Here is a 17021-nt window from a genome sequence, read left to right on the forward strand (position 1 = left end):
CTTGATGGCTGATTTCTTTTACAACACCAACCTGGGCATTTTCCTGCTGATCGTGGGTCAGGTTCTCTTGATCGTCGTGCCGCTTCTGGTGGCGCTGGCCTTCCTGCTTTGGGGAGACCGCAAGATCTGGGCCGCGGTGCAGATGCGGCGTGGACCCAACGTGGTGGGCACGTTCGGGCTGTTGCAGAGCTTTGCCGACTTCGTGAAATACGCGGTGAAGGAGATTGTCGTGCCGGCGGGGGCGGATAAGTTCGTTTTCTTCCTGGCGCCGATGCTGAGCCTTGTGATGGCTATGATTGCCTGGGCGGTGATCCCGTTCAACGATGGTTGGGTTCTTTCGGACATCAACGTGGCGATCCTCTATGTCTTCGCGATTTCGTCGCTTGAGGTTTACGGCGTGATCATGGGGGGCTGGGCCAGTAACTCGAAATACCCGTTCCTTGGGAGCTTGCGCTCGGCGGCGCAGATGATTTCCTATGAGGTCAGCATTGGTCTGATCATCATCGGCGTGATCCTGTCCACGGGGTCGATGAACTTTGGCGATATCGTGCGCGCACAGGACGGCGCGGGGGCGCTCAGCTGGTATTGGCTGCCGCACTTCCCGATGGTGTTCTTGTTCCTGATCTCGGCGCTGGCCGAAACCAACCGGCCCCCGTTCGACTTGCCGGAGGCGGAATCCGAGCTGGTGGCGGGCTATCAGGTGGAATACTCCTCGACGCCGTTCCTGTTGTTCATGATCGGTGAATATGTCGCCATCGTGTTGATGTGCGCGCTGATTTCGCTCTTGTTCTTTGGTGGCTGGCTGTCGCCGATCCCGGGGTTGCCCGATGGCATTCTGTGGTTCTTTGCCAAGATCGTCTTCTTCTTCTTCATCTTCTCGATGGTGAAGGCAATTACGCCGCGCTATCGCTATGACCAGCTGATGCGGTTGGGTTGGAAAGTGTTCCTGCCGTTCTCGCTGTTCTGGGTCGTCTTCGTAGCGTTTGCTGCAAAATTCGAATGGTTCTGGGGCGTATACGCGCGCTGGGGCATGGGGGGCTGAGCATGGCTGATACCAACACCAAGATCGACTATAAACGCGCGGTTGGGTATTTTCTGCTGACCGACTTTTTCAAGGGCTTCGCTCTGGGGATGCGGTATTTCTTCGCGCCCAAGGCGACGCTGAACTATCCGCATGAGAAGGGGCCGCTTAGCCCGCGCTTTCGTGGTGAACATGCGCTGCGCCGCTATCCCAATGGGGAAGAACGCTGCATCGCGTGCAAGCTCTGTGAAGCGATCTGCCCGGCGCAGGCGATTACGATTGATGCCGAACCGCGTGACGACGGGTCGCGGCGCACCACGCGTTATGACATCGACATGACCAAGTGCATCTATTGCGGTTTCTGTCAGGAAGCCTGCCCGGTAGACGCCATCGTCGAGGGGCCGAATTTCGAATATGCGACCGAAACCCGTGAAGAGTTGTTCTATGACAAGGACAAGCTTCTGGCGAACGGTGATCGCTGGGAAGCCGAAATTGCCCGCAACCTCGAATTGGATGCACCGTACAGATGAGCGACGCAAAAACACCTTTCGAGTTGATGATGAAGCAGGCCCAGGAGATGGCGAAAGCCTTCAATCCTGCGCTTGAGAGCTTCTCGCCCAAGGGGTTTGAAAACCTTTGGCCGACCATGCCGAAAGAGGCGATGGAAATGTTTTTCGGCAAGGGTGTGTCGAAAGACGGGCTTGATGCGAAAACCCGGCTGTTGCTGACATTGGCGGGGCTGACCATGCAGGGCGCACAGGCGGAAACGCCTCTGCGCATGACCGTGCGCCACGCCATCGAGGCGGGCGCGACCAAGGAAGAGATTGCCGAAACCATCGCACAGATGTCGATGTTTGCCGGCATTCCCGCCATGACCAAGGCCATGGAACTGGCCAAATCGGTGATGACAGATATTGAGGATGACAAGACATGACAGTCGTAAGCCTGGCTTTTTACCTCTTTGCATTCAGTATGCTTATCGGCGGGTTTTTCACCGTAATGAGCCGTAATCCCGTGCATTCGGTGCTGTTTCTGATCCTGGCATTCATGTCGGCGGCGGGGCTGTTTGTTCTGCTGGGGGCCGAGTTTGTCGCGATGCTGTTGATCATCGTTTATGTCGGCGCGGTTATGGTTCTGTTCCTCTTCGTGGTGATGATGCTGGACGTGGATTTCGCCGAGTTGAAGGCCGGGATGGCGCAGTATTTGCCCATTGCGCTGGCTATTGGGGTGGTGCTCTTGATGCAGCTGGGTCTGGCCTTTGGCGATTGGCAAATTGCCGATGGCGCCGAAGCTGCACGGCGCGCCGTGACGCCTGAGGGGGTCGAAAACACTGCCGCTCTGGGGCTGCTGATTTATGATCAATACTTCCTCTTGTTCCAGTTGGCCGGGCTGATCCTTTTGGTGGCCATGATTGGTGCCATTGTTCTGACCCTGCGCCATCGCGATGGCATCAAGCGCCAGAACGTGCATCAACAGATGTGGCGCGATCCGGCCACGGCGATCGAGATGAAGGACGTCAAACCGGGGCAGGGGCTTTGATTTCACGCTCGTCCATATCGTTTGGCCTTGCTGCGCTGATTGCGTTTGGCGCGGTGGATGCGCGTGCCTTGACGCCGCGCCCACCATGTCTCAGCGAGACCGAGGGCAATATGGGCGTGCATGATGCCACAATATTTGGTCACGGCGGCAGCGGATACATTGTCGAGGATTACAGTTTCGTCGGTGGTCAGGATTTAACGAATTTTCCCAAAGCGTTGCAGAGGTTTCGCGGCGGGCGGGTTGTTGAATGCCGCACCGGAAAAATCGTGGCTGTGAACTACAAGCGCGGCGAAGAGCTCCATCATGCGCTGAGCGCGACGGAATTTCTGCGCGGTGCCGTGCAGAACAGTAAAAGCATCCGCTTTAATGATGTGCAACGCGCGGCGAAGGCCGTGTTTCCAGAAGATGTCATAGTGCTTCGCGAAACTGAAGAAACCTGTGGCTGTAACGCTTATTTTCCGGGGCTGCGACCGAGTTCGCTGGCACCGTACCAACAAGACTAACAAGGGCTGCTAAGCGCCCGACAAAGGAACCGAGGGACGACATGATCGGACTTGAACACTATCTGACGGTGGCGGCTGTGCTGTTTGTCATCGGCATTTTCGGGCTCTTCCTCAATCGGAAGAACGTGATCATTCTGTTGATGAGCATCGAATTGATGCTGCTCGCGGTCAATATCAACCTCGTGGCGTTTTCGTCTTTTGCGGGCGATCTGGTGGGGCAGGTGTTCACTCTGTTCGTTCTTACGGTTGCTGCTGCTGAGGCGGCGATCGGGCTTGCCATTCTCGTTGTCTTCTTCCGTAACCGCGGCACCATCGACGTCGAAGACGTCAACGTGATGAAAGGGTAAGTGACCATGGAAACCATTATCCTTTTCGCGCCATTGGTGGCTTCGATCATCGCGGGCTTTGGCTGGCGCATGATGGGCGAGACGGCGGCGCAATGGCTGACCACCGGGGTTCTGTTTCTCGCGTGCGGGCTGAGCTGGATCGTGTTTTTTGGCCATGACGGCACCACACAGCACATCGAGGTGCTGCGTTGGATTCAGTCGGGCAGTCTTGATACGTCCTGGGGCATTCGCGTGGACCGCATGACCGCGATCATGTTGATCGTTGTGACAACGGTTTCGGCGTTGGTTCACCTCTATTCCATGGGCTATATGGCGCATGATGAAAACTGGGGTGAGGGCGAGCATTACAAGGCGCGCTTCTTTGCTTACCTCAGCTTCTTCACCTTTGCGATGCTGGCTCTGGTGACGGCCGATAACCTGGTTCAGATGTTCTTTGGCTGGGAAGGTGTGGGCGTTGCCTCGTATCTTTTGATCGGTTTTTACTATAAAAAGCCGAGCGCCAATGCCGCCGCGATCAAGGCGTTTGTGGTCAACCGGGTCGGGGATTTCGGCTTTCTGCTGGGTATCTTCGGGCTGTTCTATCTGACCGATAGCATCTATCTTGACGATATCTTTGCCGCCGCTCCGACACTGGCGGAAACGCAGCTGAGCTTCCTGTGGACCGAATGGAACGCGGCGAACCTGCTGGCCTTCCTGCTGTTTATTGGCGCGATGGGCAAATCGGCGCAATTGTTCCTGCACACATGGCTGCCGGACGCGATGGAAGGTCCGACGCCTGTGTCGGCGCTGATCCACGCGGCAACCATGGTGACGGCGGGTGTGTTCCTTGTCAGCCGGATGTCGCCGCTGATGGAATATGCGCCGCAAGCCAAGATGTTCATCGTCTATATCGGTGCTTCGACCGCGTTTTTCGCGGCCACCGTGGGGTTGGTGCAGAACGATATCAAACGCGTCATCGCCTATTCGACCTGTAGCCAGTTGGGCTATATGTTCGTGGCTGCCGGTGTGGGGGTCTATTCGGTGGCGATGTTCCACCTTCTGACCCACGCATTCTTCAAGGCGATGTTGTTCCTCGGGGCCGGTTCGGTGATCCATTCGATGCATCACGAGCAGGACATGCGCAACTATGGCGGTCTGCGCAAGAAAATCCCCTATACTTTCTGGGCGATGATGATCGGCACGCTGGCGATTACCGGGGTGGGTATTCCGCTCACGGCGATCGGCTTTGCCGGGTTCCTGTCCAAGGATGCGGTGATTGAGAGCGCTTGGGCGGGCACGCAGGGTGGTTTTGCCTTCTGGTCGCTGGTTGTTGCGGCGCTGTTCACCAGCTTTTATAGCTGGCGGCTGATGTTCATGACCTTTTATGGCAAGCCGCGCGGCGACAAGCATACGCATGAGCATGCGCATGAAAGCCCGATGGTGATGCTTGTTCCGCTTGGTGTTCTGGCACTGGGGGCGATTTTCTCCGGGATGATCTGGTATGGGTCGTTCTTTGGTGACCACGCGCAGGTGAACAAGTTCTTTGGCATTCCGGCCCATGCCGAAGCGTCAGAAACCCATGGCGAGGATGCGGGCCAGGGCGAGGCCACCGCAACGGGAGCGGATGAGCAGCACGCGGCGACGGACATGGCGCAAGGCATGGCCCCCGAGGGTGCGATCTTCATTCACCCGGACAATCATGTGATGGACGACGCGCACCACGCGCCCGTCTGGGTCAAGGTGAGCCCGTTCATTGCGATGCTGATCGGGCTGGCGACGGCGTTCTGGTTCTATATCGTCAACCCGGAGATGCCCAAGCGGCTAGCCGAACATCAGCGCCCGCTCTATCTCTTCCTGCTTAACAAGTGGTATTTCGATGAGCTTTACGACTTCATCTTTATCAAGCCCGCGAAAGCGATTGGTCGCTTCTTGTGGAAAAAGGGCGATGGTGAGGTGATTGATGGCACGATCAACGGTGTCGCAATGGGGGCCGTTCCGTGGCTCACCCGTCTCGCCGGTCGCGCGCAAACGGGTTATATCTTTACCTATGCCTTTGCCATGGTGATCGGGGTTGTTGTTCTGATCACGTGGATGGTTATGTCCGGAGGAGCACGCTGATGGACAATCTTCTTTCCATTGTCACCTTTATTCCGGCTTTGGCCGCGCTGATCTTGGGCGTGTTCCTGCGTGGCGAGGACGAAGCGGCGCAGCGCAATGCCAAATGGGTGGCGTTGCTGGCCACGAGCCTGACCTTTCTGGTGTCGTTGTTCATTCTGGCAAAGTTCAACCCCGCCGACACCGGCTTTCAGATGGTGGAAGAGCGCGAATGGCTGCTGGGGCTGAAATACAAGATGGGTGTTGACGGGATCAGCGTTCTCTTTGTGTTGCTGACCACCTTCATGATGCCGCTTTCGATCTGGGCAAGCTGGGGTGTGAACTCCCGCGTCAAGGAATACATGATCGCCTTCCTGGTTCTGGAAACCCTGATGTTGGGCGTGTTCATGGCGCTTGATCTGGTGCTGTTCTATCTGTTCTTCGAGGCCGGGCTTATCCCGATGTTCCTGATCATCGGGATCTGGGGCGGCAAGGAACGGATTTACGCGAGCTTCAAGTTCTTCCTCTATACCTTCCTCGGCTCGGTTCTGATGCTGGTGGCGATGGTTGGGATGTTCTCGGATGCGGGCACAACCGATATTGCGCAGCTTCTGACGCATCAGTTTGGGTCTGAAACCTTCAGCCTGATGGGTATTCAGATTGTTGGCGGGATGCAGACGCTGCTCTGGCTGGCCTTCTTCGCCAGTTTCGCGGTTAAGATGCCGATGTGGCCGGTGCATACCTGGCTGCCGGATGCGCACGTGCAGGCGCCGACCGCCGGGTCGGTCGTTCTGGCGGCAATCCTCTTGAAGATGGGCGGCTATGGCTTCCTGCGCTTTTCGCTGCCGATGTTTCCGGTGGCGTCTGATCTGTTGGCACCGCTGGTGTTCTGGATGAGTGCGATTGCGATTGTCTATACCTCGCTGGTGGCCTTGGTGCAGACGGACATGAAGAAGCTGATTGCTTATTCGTCGGTTGCCCACATGGGCTATGTGACGATGGGTATATTTACGGCCAACCAACAAGGGGTTGATGGCGCCATCTTCCAGATGCTCTCGCACGGGTTCATCTCGGGCGCGCTGTTCCTCTGTGTTGGAGTGATCTATGACCGGATGCACACCCGCGAAATCGACGCCTATGGCGGGCTGGTCAATCGGATGCCGGCCTATGCGTTGATCTTTATGTTCTTCACCATGGCGAACGTTGGTTTGCCGGGGACTTCAGGCTTCATCGGCGAACTGCTTGTGCTGATCGGTATCTTCCAGGTCAACACCTGGGTGGCGCTGGTGGCGACATCGGGCGTGATCCTGAGTGCGTCTTATGCGCTCTGGCTTTATCGCCGGGTGGTATTGGGCGATCTGATCAAGGAGAGCCTGAAAACCATCAAGGATATGAGCAGCCGCGAGAAGGCGATCTTTGCGCCGCTGGTGGCAATGACCCTGTTGCTTGGGGTCTATCCGGCGCTCGTGACCGATATCATCAGCCCCTCGGTCGAGGCGTTGATTGGCAATTATGACACCGCGCTGGCGGATGCTCAGGCATCCAGCCAGGTCGCGGCCTCGCACTGACGGAGAGAGAGATGATCCAGGCTGATCTGAACATTATCCTGCCCGAGATTGTTCTTTCGCTTTATGCGATGGGCGCACTTCTGGGGGCGGTCTACACCGGCAAGGACAAGCTGGCCGGGCCTTTGATCTGGTCCACGGCGGCTTTGATGGCTGCATTGGGGATCTGGATCGGGATGACCGGGACGGGCACCAGGAACGCCTTTGGCGGCATGTTCATCGACGATGGCTTTGCGCGATTTGCCAAGGTGGTTATCCTGCTCAGCGCGGCGGCTGTTCTGGTGATGGGGCAGGATTTCATGGCCCGTCGCGGGATGTTGAAATTCGAATACCCGGTTCTTGTCACGCTGAGCGCCGTTGGCATGATGATGATGGTCTCGGCGGGCGATCTCATGGCGCTTTATATGGGGTTGGAGCTGCAATCTCTGGCGCTTTATGTGGTGGCGGCGATGCGGCGCGAAAGCGTGCGTTCGACCGAGGCGGGGCTTAAATACTTCGTGCTTGGCGCGCTCAGCTCTGGCTTGCTGCTCTATGGCGCATCGCTGACCTATGGCTATGCGGGAACGACGCTGTTTTCCGGGATTATCGCGGCGGCGGGTGACGGTCAGGCGTCAATCGGGCTGTTGTTCGGGCTTGTCTTTGTGATGGTGGGGTTGGCGTTCAAAGTGAGCGCGGTGCCGTTTCACATGTGGACGCCGGATGTCTATGAAGGCTCGCCAACGCAGGTTACGGCGTTCTTTGCCACCGCGCCGAAGATGGCGGCTATCGCTTTGCTGGCGCGGGTGTTGCACGATGCCTTTGGCGGGGTAAGCGCGGATTGGGGTCAGGTTCTGGCTCTGCTGTCGCTTCTGTCGATGTTCCTTGGCGCCGTTGCGGGTATTGGGCAAACCGATATCAAGCGGCTGATGGCTTATTCGTCGATCTCGCATATGGGCTTTGCCTTGATGGGGCTGGCGGCGGGCACGGCGTTTGGTGTGCAGGCGATGCTGATCTACATGGCGATCTATGTGACGATGAATATCGGCACCTTCGGCTTCATCCTGAGCATGGAGCGTGATGGTCAGCCGGTGACTGATATCAAGTCGCTGAACCAATATTCCAAGCGCGAGCCGGGGCGTGCGCTGGCGATGCTGATCTTGCTGTTTTCACTGGCCGGGGTGCCGCCGCTGGTGGGCTTTTTCGGCAAGCTTTATGTGCTGCGCGCCGCTTATGAGGGCGGGCTGGCGTGGCTGGCGGTGGCCGGTGTGATCGCGTCGGTGATCGGTGCGTTTTATTACCTGCGCATCGTCTATTACATGTATTTTGGCGAAGAAGGTGAGGCGCTGGACAAGGGCCGTGCCTCGGTCGCTTGGGTGTTCTTGATGGTCAGCGCGGCAATCATGCTGGTCGGGGTTGTGAACCTCTTTGGGGTCGAGACCATGGCGCAGGCGGCGGCGGCGGCGCTGGTCAACTGATCTGGGGAAAACCCCTTGGCAGGCGCCCGCTTTATCGGCGGGCGTTTTGCGTTTGTCGGGCGCAGGATTTGGATATTTTTGGCAAGATGAAGTTGGGGGACGGTGCATGAACGGCTGGCCTGACGGATATGGACGCCGGGTGCTTGATGAGGTGGACAGCACCATGGCCGAGGCGGCGCGGATTGCACCCGATCTGGCCGGGCCGGAATGGATTTTGGCGCGTCGGCAGGTGGCAGGGCGCGGGCGGCGCGGGCGGGCCTGGCGAGATCCGCAAGGCAACTTTGCCTCGACATTGGTGATGCAGCCGGATGAGGCGCCGGGGCAGGTGGCATTGCGCTCGTTCGTGGCGGCGCTGGCGCTGTTTGATGCTTGTGTGGCCGCGACGGGGCGCCCCGATGGGTTTGCGCTGAAATGGCCGAATGATGTGTTGTTGAATGGTGGCAAGCTGGCCGGGATCCTGCTGGAAAGCTCGGGTCAGGGGGGGGCGATCAGCCATCTGGCGATAGGCATCGGGGTCAACCTCTCGCATGTGCCCGAGGCGGTCGAGCAGGGGGCGGTGCGCCCGGTGTCGCTGAGGGGGGAGACCGGGGTGGTGATTGATCCTGAGGATTTTCTGGAGGTGTTGGCGGGTGCTTTTGCCAAGCGGGAAGCGGCGTTTCGCGCCCATGGGTTCAAGCCTGTGCGTGAGGCCTGGTTGGCGCGGGCGGCGCGCCTGGGCGAGGTGATCACGGCGCGCACCGTGCGCGATGAGGTGACCGGAAAGTTCGAAACGGTGGACGAGACGGGCAATCTTGTTCTATCCACCCCCAAAGGCCGTGTGGCGATTGCTGCGGCGGACATATTCTTTTGAAAGGTCACGCGCATGCTGTTGTGCATTGATTGCGGCAATACGAACACGGTGTTTTCGATTTGGGACGGGGAAAAGTTTCTCTGTACCTTGCGCACGTCGACCCACCATGGCCGCACGGCGGATGCCTATTTCACCTGGTTTTCAACGCTGATCAAACATTATGAGATCGAGGCGGACATCAGCGAAGTGATTATCTCGTCGACGGTGCCACGGGTGGTGTTTAACCTGCGGGTCTTTGCTGATCGCTTCTTTGGTGTGCGCGCGCTTGTTGTGGGCAAGTCCGACTGTCTGTTGCCGCATCCGCCGCAGGTGGATGCAGGCACGCAGGTCGGGCCTGACCGGCTGGTCAATACGGCGGCGGCGTTTGATCGCCATGGGGGCGATATCATCGTCGTGGATTTTGGCACGGCGACGACGTTTGACGTGGTGTCCAAGGATGGTAACTATGTTGGTGGGGTGATCGCGCCTGGTGTGAACCTGTCGCTTGAGGCATTGCATATGGCGGCCGCGGCCCTTCCGCATGTGGATATCACAACGCCGCAGAGTGTGATCGGAACCAACACCGTGGCCTGTATCCAATCGGGTATTTTCTGGGGGTATATAGGTCTGGTCAAAGAGATTTGTGCGCGCATCAAGGACGAACGCGCGCGCGACATGAAGATTATCGCTACTGGCGGGCTGGCGCCATTGTTCCAGCAATCCGAGGATCTGTTCGACGCGCTCGAAGAAGATCTGACCATGCATGGGCTGACCGTGATCCATGACTATAACAAAGAGCAGGGTGCCATATGAGTCGTGAACGTTTGATTTACCTCCCGCTGGGAGGCGCCGGTGAGATCGGCATGAATGCCTATGTCTATGGCTATGGTGCAGCGGGAAAGGAGCGGCTAATCTTGGTCGATCTGGGTATAACTTTTCCGGATATGGACAGCACTCCGGGGGTTGATCTGATCTTGCCGGATATGAGTTGGCTGATCGAGAACAAGCACCGGCTGGAAGCGATCTTTATCACGCATGCACATGAGGATCACATCGGGGCCGTCTCGCGGTTTCCCGACCTGCTGGATGTGCCCGTCTATGCGCGGGCTTTCACAGCGCATCTGGCGCGGATGAAGATGGAGGAGGCGGGGCAGGATCCGCGTAAGATCAAGACCGTCAGCGCGTGGCCCGAGACCGTGACGGCAGGGCCGTTTACGGTTGGTTTTGTGCCGCTGTCGCATTCGATTCCGGAAAGTGCAGGGCTGGTGATTGACAGTCCCGAAGGCCGCCTGGTGCACTCGGGCGATTTCAAGATCGACCACACGCCGGTGGTGGGAGAGCCGTTTGACGAGGATGTCTGGCGCGAGATTGCCAAGCCCGGGGTGCGCGCGTTGATGTGCGATTCAACCAACGTGTTTTCACCCAAGGAGGGGCGCTCGGAGGCCGAGCTTCCTGAGCAGATCGCCAAGCTGTTTTCCGAGGCCAAGGGCATGGTGGTCGCCACCACATTCGCCTCGAACGTGGCGCGGGTGAAAACGCTGGCAGAGGCGGCGGAGCGGGCAGGGCGCACGGTCTGCCTGATGGGGCGGGCGATGCTGCGGATGATCGATGCGGCGCTTGAAACCGGCGTTCTGAGCGGCTTTCCCCGGGTTATCACGCCCGAAGACGCGCTTGGGGTGCCGCGTGAGAACCTTTGTCTGCTGGTGACGGGCAGCCAAGGCGAACGTCGGGCGGCGAGCGCGCAATTGGCGCGGGGCAAGTTCAACGGGATCACCATGAAGGAGGGCGATCTGTTCCTGTTCTCGTCGAAAACCATCCCGGGCAACGAGCGCGGGGTAATCCGGGTGATGAACCAGTTTTCCGAGATGGGGGTTGATGTTGTTGATGAGAGCAACGGATTTTACCACGTTTCGGGCCATGCCAACCGGCCGGATCTGGCGAAGATGCATGATCTGGTCGACCCGCAGATGGTGATACCGATGCATGGCGAGCACCGGCATCTGCGCGAGCATGTAAAGCTGGCGAAATCGAAACGGCGGCAGGGTATCGTCGCGGTGAATGGCATGATGATCGACCTTTCGGGCAACGATCCGACGGTGGCCGAGTTTATCGAGACCGGGCGGACCTATCTGGATGGGTCAGTGCAGATCGGGGCGATGGATGGGGTCGTGCGCGACCGGATTCGCATGGCGCTTAACGGTCATGTGGTTGTGACGTTGATCCTTGATGAGAAGGATGAGCCGCTGGGCGATCCCTGGTGCGAGCTGATGGGGCTGACCGAGACCGGGCGGAGCCGTGTGCCGTTGGTCGAGATTCTGGAGGCTGACCTGGGGCAATATCTTGGCCGGGCGAGCGCCAAGACCCTGCGCGATGATGAAAAGCTTGAACAGGAACTCAAACGCATCGTGCGCAAGGTGAGCCAGAACGAGATCGGCAAGAAGCCGGAAGTGACGGTGGTGACCAGCCGGTTGACGTAAACCGAAGGGAGCAGGGGTGCACTTAATGCGCACCCTGTGTCAGTTCGCGGGAAACCAATGCGCGCCCGTCACGTTTGGCGGCGCAACCGCGCGGCAATGCTTAGCGCATCGTCGAAACGATGTGTAAGCATGGTTTTTCTCACAATTTTGGGAATGGCGCGGCAGCGGGTGCTGCCGAGCTGTTCACCGAATGGCGCATTTGCAGTTTGGCAAGTGCACGCTCGAAAACCCGGTCAGTTTGTGCGCCGGTCGTCGAAGCTTTTGGCGATGAAGCCGGGCATGTGATCGCCCATGCCTACGGTTTTGTTGCCGCCGCCCTGGTTGTTGTTGCCCTGTCTGTTGCTGGGCTGTCTTCCGCCCCGATCACCGCGGGATCTGCCTTTGGATTCAGCAGGTTGTTCCGGCTTTTCAGAGGCGCGGTTATCCGGCACGGTCTTTTCCGGTGCAGACTTCTCGGCGGCGGGTTTTTCAGACGCGGGCTTGTCGGATGCGTTTTTCTGCGACGCTTCAACCGGGGTTGAGCGCGAACGGCTGCGCGAACGGGATCTCGGTTTGGATTCGGTTTCGGCTCGGGGGGCCGCGTCGGCATCTGTCTCGGCCTGACGGGGTATGTCGGCTTGCGAGAACTCTTCGAGGCGCGGGATCTCTTTCTGGATCAGACGTTCGATATCGGCGAGGTTTTTCTCGTCACGCGGAACGCAGATCATCATCGCCTTGCCGGTGCGCCCGGCACGGCCGGTGCGTCCGATGCGATGGACGTAATCTTCGGCATGGGAGGGCACGTCAAAATTGAACACATGGCTGACCGCAGGCACATCGAGCCCGCGCGCCGCCACGTCAGAGGCGACGAGGAAGCGCAATTCGCCCGAGCGGAACAGATCGAGCGTGCGGGTGCGTTGGGATTGGTCGAGGTCGCCATGGATCGGGGCAGCATCGAGTCCGTATTTCTTCAACGATTTGGCGACGATATCAACATCCGACTTACGGTTGCAGAAGATGATCGCGTTGCTGCATTTATCACCCTCTGCCGCGATCATGTCGCGCAGCAGCTTGCGTTTTTCCGTCGCTTCGCGGTCGCGACGCGAGCCCTTGAACATCGCCACGCCCTGTTCGATCGTCTCAGATGCGGTGGCCTGGCGGGCAACTTCGATCCGCGCGGGATTGGACAGGAACGTGTTGGTGATCCGTTCGATCTCGGGCGCCATGGTGGCCGAGAAGAAAAGGGTCTGACGGGTGAAAGGTGTCAGGCCAAAAATGCGTTCGATATCGGGGATGAAGCCCATGTCGAGCATGCGGTCGGCCTCGTCGACGACCATGACCTTGACGTCAGAGAGGATCAGCTTGCCGCGCTCGAAATGATCGAGCAGGCGGCCGGGCGTGGCGATCAGGACGTCAACGCCCTTGTCGATCAGCAGATCCTGTTCCTTGAACGATACACCGCCGATCAGCAACGCCTTGGTCAGCTTGACGTGCTTGGAATATGTATCGAAATTCTCGGCCACCTGGGCGGCGAGTTCGCGTGTGGGGCAGAGGACCAACGAGCGCGGCATGCGCGCACGGGCGCGTCCACGTGCCAGCATGGTGATCATCGGCAGGACGAAACCTGCGGTCTTGCCAGTGCCGGTCTGGGCGATGCCCAAGACGTCGCGGCCTTCGAGCGCGGGGGGAATGGCGCCTTCCTGAATGGGAGTGGGCGATGTATAGCCTGCCTCTTCGACGGCTTTGAGAACCTTCGCGTGCAGTTTCAGGTCTGAAAATTTTGTCATGTGTATCCGCAATTTACGGACACGTCTGGCCCGTAGCGACTGATACGGGTCGGACCCGTATGGTCCTGTGGTTATCCACATGGATGACCCGCGCGCGATCAATAGGCAATATTCAGGGTGCGGTCAACTTAATGCTGTGAAGGGCGCTGTTTGCGGGCAGATTATTAACGAAACGGAAACAATCTCAGGCCAGGTCGGGGAAATGTTTCGCGCGCTTGCGGTCAAGGTCGAGCGCGTGGCAACGCAGGAGCCCGAAGGCCTTGAGGCGGGCGCGCAGATCGGGCGTGGCGCGGCAGACTTCGTTGTAGAACGCGATGAGGCCATCGCGACCGTTCTCGGCGATGATGGCCTGAAACAGTTCGTGCATGGTTAACCCGCCGTGCGTGCGTGCGCGGGTCGGGGCCAGCCCGGCGCGATAGGCGCCCTTTTCGAGGCGATATTCAAAACGGTTCAGCCACGCGTCGAGGGATGGGGCATGCAGATGGCAGAGCTCGGTGTCGAGCAGGTCCTGCTGACCCGGATTTTTCTGATCGCCGAGAAAGACGTTGTGGATGCGCGGGTTAAGTCCGTCGATGCCAGTGCGAAAGATCACCTTGCCGGCGACATGGCTAAGAAACCCCCCGTTGAGATGGGCGCCGAAGGTGGGAAAAATTTCGCTGGTTTGCCGGTGGCGAGTGCTGCGGTCGGGAGATGTCGCCTTGAAACAGGTCTGACCGGGGGGGATATCGCCACATCCATCAGAGGAAAGAGCTTCGATCGGGCGGATTCGCGCGGTGAGGCAATCTTGCGGAAGGGCTTTAAGTTGTTCCTCTAACGGTCTTGTAGGCCAGAGAAATTCATCAACATCGATATGCGCCAACCAGTCGAGATCGCGGGATCTGCGCTTGAGCGCATGGCGGGCATTGGCGGTCTGGCGCGGCTGGTGTTGTTCAGGGCGATTGGCGTTGCGCCAGTTGGCGGCGTCGGCCTTGAAGACACGCAGTTTGGGATGGGCGCTTAGGGCCAGAAAGGTTTCGGGAGCATCCTCGTCAAGATAGAGGATCAGCCGATGGGCGCCGAGTTCGAGGTGATAGGCGGCGAAATCAGCGATCTCGCGCAGCGGCGCCTTGACGGTGGAGACGATGCCCCATTTGGGAGGGTTATTCATAGGGGCAGGATGCGGATTGGCGCGGGTGCGTGCAAGCGCAGATGTGGAGGACCATCGAACGGCAGGAGCCTCCGGCGGGGATATTTCGGGTCAGAGGAAGCAACGGGGGGCGTTTACCTTGCGAGGCCGGGGGGATCAGACCATCATTTCCTTTGTCGCCGAGAGTGTGACATCGGGAAAGTCGCGTTCAATCCGGTCGATATCCCATTGCAAGCGGGTGAGGTAAGTGATGTCACCATCATTGTCGTAGGCGATGTGTTGTTTGTTGGAATTTATAAATTTATCAATAGCTTGCTTGTCTCCGCTAACCCAGCGGGCCGAGGTGAAATGCGACGGCTCGAAACGCACAGGCAGGCCGTATTCCAGCTCGATCCGGCTGGCCAACACCTCAAACTGCAATGCGCCGACGACGCCGACGATGAAGCCCGAACCCATGGCGGGTTTGAAGACCTTGGCAGCACCTTCTTCGGCAAATTGCATCAGGGCCTTTTCCAGATGCTTGGATTTCAGCGGATCGTTGGCGCGCACGGATTGCAGCAGTTCGGGCGCGAAGGAGGGGATGTTGCTAACACGCAAAGCTTCCCCTTCGGTTAACGTATCGCCAATGCGCAATTGGCCGTGGTTGGGGATGCCGATGATGTCGCCAGCCCAGGCCTCTTCGGCGAGTTCGCGATCTGAGGCGAGAAAGAGTACCGGGTTGGTGATCGTCATCGGTTTCTTGGTGCGCACATGGGTGAGTTTCATGCCGCGTTTGAAATGGCCCGAAGCAAGACGCAGAAAGGCGACACGGTCGCGGTGCTTGGGGTCCATGTTCGCCTGAACCTTGAAGACGAAGCCGGAAACCTTTGTTTCTTCAGGAAGAATTTGTCGAGGCTTGGCCGATTGCGGTTGGGGTTCGGGGCCGTAGGTGGCAATGCCTTGCATCAATTCCTTGACGCCGAATGAGTTGATGGCCGAGCCAAACCAGATCGGGGTCATATGGCCTTCGAGCACGGATTGGGGGTTGAGCGCGGGGAGCAGCTCGCGGGCCATTTCGACCTCTTCGATCAGCTTTTCCAACAGGTCAGCGGGCACGTGTTTGGCCAGAAGCGGATCATCCAGGCCCTTGATTTCAATGGTTTCTGCGATGCGGTTACGGTCGGCCCGGTCCATCAGTTCGAGGCGGTCATTGAGCATGTCGTAACAACCCAGGAAATCGCGGCCGACACCGATGGGCCAGCTGGCCGGGGTGACGTCGATCGCCAGCATTTCCTGAATTTCATCAATAATGTCAAAGGTATCGCGGCTTTCGCGGTCCATCTTGTTACAGAAGGTCAGGATCGGAAGGTCGCGCAGGCGGCAGACCTCAAAGAGCTTCTGGGTCTGGCTTTCAACGCCCTTGGCGCCGTCGATCACCATCACCGCCGCATCCACCGCCGTGAGCGTGCGATAGGTGTCTTCCGAGAAGTCGGAGTGACCGGGTGTGTCAACAAGATTGAAGCGGAAGGTTTTGAAATCAAACGACATTGCCGAGGCCGAGACGGAGATGCCGCGATCTTTTTCCATCTGCATGAAGTCGGACCGGGTGCGGCGGGCTTCGCCCTTGGCGCGGACCTGTCCGGCCATCTGAATCGCGCCGCCGAACAACAGGAATTTCTCGGTCAGCGTGGTTTTGCCCGCATCCGGGTGCGAGATGATCGCGAAAGTGCGGCGGCGGGCGATTTCAGCCGGCAGATCGGGGCGGTTTTGTGCGGTGTCCAACATGAGCGCGCGTATATGTAAGATTTGCCCGATGAGCAAGAAATTGCGGGGGTGACTTGCGGCTGACTTGCGGCTGCTGCCCGGCTGCCGTGCGCTGGCACCGGGGGGCGTTAACCTTTGGGCTCTAGAGGTTGCCTGGAGGTTAACTGAAGAGAGGAGGCCGGGATGGCCCCGAGCAAACAGGACGCACAGGCGCGGATGTATCGTGAGCTGCGCGATTTACAGAGCGATCTGGCCGAGCATTGGCTGGAACGCTCCTTGCCCGAGGATTGGCATGGGCTGGAGACGAGCCAGCCTTTGCGGCAGGTCAAGGAGCGGGTGACGATTCGGCTTGATGCCGACATGGTGCGTTGGTTTCGCCGTCTTGGGCCGGGCTATGGGCAGCGGATCAACCGGGTGCTCAGGCTTTATTGGATGGCGCTGCTTTCGGGGCGGGTGAAATCGCACTGGGACGAGGACGAATTGGCGCCGCCCTTCATGCAGGTGATCGAACAGGCGGCGGCGCGTCGGGGGCAGGAAGATGAGGCGTGAGGATGGCGCGTCGGCCCGTAGGTTGGTTT

Annotated in this window: 16 protein-coding genes; 13 read left to right on the plus strand and 3 right to left on the minus strand. The window is 58.7% G+C overall.

Annotated features, from left to right (window positions below):
* Positions 1-4 precede the first annotated feature (4 nt).
* The 12 genes from nuoH (at position 5) to LZG00_07570 (ending at position 11808) form a co-directional block, all read left to right on the plus strand.
* Positions 5-1042 (plus strand): NADH-quinone oxidoreductase subunit NuoH, encoded by a 1038-nt coding sequence (gene nuoH, locus LZG00_07515; GenBank protein ID MCF3593845.1) that lies wholly within the window; start codon positions 5-7, stop codon positions 1040-1042.
* A 2-nt stretch (positions 1043-1044) separates the two neighbouring features.
* Positions 1045-1551 carry an NADH-quinone oxidoreductase subunit NuoI gene (gene nuoI, locus LZG00_07520; GenBank protein ID MCF3593846.1) on the plus strand — a complete coding sequence of 169 codons (507 nt, stop codon included), beginning with the start codon at positions 1045-1047 and terminating at the stop codon, positions 1549-1551.
* Positions 1548-1955, plus strand: a complete 408-nt coding sequence (locus LZG00_07525) for a carboxymuconolactone decarboxylase family protein (protein MCF3593847.1) — start codon at positions 1548-1550, stop codon at positions 1953-1955. The genes nuoI and LZG00_07525 overlap by 4 nt, the downstream gene beginning before the upstream one ends.
* Positions 1952-2560, plus strand: coding sequence for an NADH-quinone oxidoreductase subunit J (locus tag LZG00_07530; protein ID MCF3593848.1), 609 nt, complete (start codon positions 1952-1954; stop codon positions 2558-2560). The genes LZG00_07525 and LZG00_07530 overlap by 4 nt, the downstream gene beginning before the upstream one ends.
* Positions 2557-3063 carry a hypothetical protein gene (locus tag LZG00_07535; protein MCF3593849.1) on the plus strand — a complete coding sequence of 169 codons (507 nt, stop codon included), beginning with the start codon at positions 2557-2559 and terminating at the stop codon, positions 3061-3063. The genes LZG00_07530 and LZG00_07535 overlap by 4 nt, the downstream gene beginning before the upstream one ends.
* Positions 3064-3104: 41 nt before the next feature.
* Complete coding sequence (nuoK, locus tag LZG00_07540; protein MCF3593850.1) at positions 3105-3410, plus strand: NADH-quinone oxidoreductase subunit NuoK; 306 nt, start codon at positions 3105-3107, stop codon at positions 3408-3410.
* Positions 3411-3416: 6 nt separating this feature from the next.
* Positions 3417-5507, plus strand: coding sequence for an NADH-quinone oxidoreductase subunit L (gene nuoL, locus LZG00_07545; GenBank protein ID MCF3593851.1), 2091 nt, complete (start codon positions 3417-3419; stop codon positions 5505-5507).
* Positions 5507-7051, plus strand: a complete 1545-nt coding sequence (locus tag LZG00_07550) for an NADH-quinone oxidoreductase subunit M (GenBank protein ID MCF3593852.1) — start codon at positions 5507-5509, stop codon at positions 7049-7051. Before nuoL ends, LZG00_07550 begins: the two co-directional genes overlap by 1 nt.
* An 11-nt stretch (positions 7052-7062) precedes the next feature.
* Positions 7063-8502 (plus strand): NADH-quinone oxidoreductase subunit NuoN, encoded by a 1440-nt coding sequence (gene nuoN, locus LZG00_07555; protein ID MCF3593853.1) that lies wholly within the window; start codon positions 7063-7065, stop codon positions 8500-8502.
* 106 nt (positions 8503-8608) lie between these two features.
* Complete coding sequence (locus LZG00_07560; protein ID MCF3593854.1) at positions 8609-9352, plus strand: biotin--[acetyl-CoA-carboxylase] ligase; 744 nt, start codon at positions 8609-8611, stop codon at positions 9350-9352.
* A 12-nt stretch (positions 9353-9364) separates the two neighbouring features.
* Positions 9365-10144, plus strand: coding sequence for a type III pantothenate kinase (locus LZG00_07565; GenBank protein ID MCF3593855.1), 780 nt, complete (start codon positions 9365-9367; stop codon positions 10142-10144).
* Positions 10141-11808 (plus strand): ribonuclease J, encoded by a 1668-nt coding sequence (locus tag LZG00_07570; GenBank protein ID MCF3593856.1) that lies wholly within the window; start codon positions 10141-10143, stop codon positions 11806-11808. The genes LZG00_07565 and LZG00_07570 overlap by 4 nt, the downstream gene beginning before the upstream one ends.
* A 233-nt stretch (positions 11809-12041) precedes the next feature.
* On the opposite strand, the gene LZG00_07575 is transcribed toward LZG00_07570, so the two are convergent.
* The 3 genes from LZG00_07575 to LZG00_07585 form a co-directional block, all read right to left on the minus strand.
* Entirely contained in the window at positions 12042-13574 is a 1533-nt protein-coding gene (locus tag LZG00_07575) for a DEAD/DEAH box helicase (protein MCF3593857.1), read from the minus strand.
* A 184-nt stretch (positions 13575-13758) separates the two neighbouring features.
* Entirely contained in the window at positions 13759-14721 is a 963-nt protein-coding gene (locus LZG00_07580; GenBank protein MCF3593858.1) for a glycosyltransferase family 2 protein, read from the minus strand.
* 135 nt (positions 14722-14856) lie between these two features.
* Positions 14857-16464, minus strand: a complete 1608-nt coding sequence (locus LZG00_07585) for a peptide chain release factor 3 (GenBank protein ID MCF3593859.1) — start codon at positions 16462-16464, stop codon at positions 14857-14859.
* Between the two features lie 162 nt (positions 16465-16626).
* On the opposite strand from LZG00_07585, the gene LZG00_07590 reads away from it, so the two are divergent.
* Entirely contained in the window at positions 16627-16992 is a 366-nt protein-coding gene (locus LZG00_07590; protein ID MCF3593860.1) for a BrnA antitoxin family protein, read from the plus strand.
* Positions 16993-17021: the final 29 nt, after the last annotated feature.

This window comes from Rhodobacteraceae bacterium LMO-JJ12 (genome assembly GCA_021555075.1).
Lineage (GTDB): Bacteria > Pseudomonadota > Alphaproteobacteria > Rhodobacterales > Rhodobacteraceae > JAKGBX01.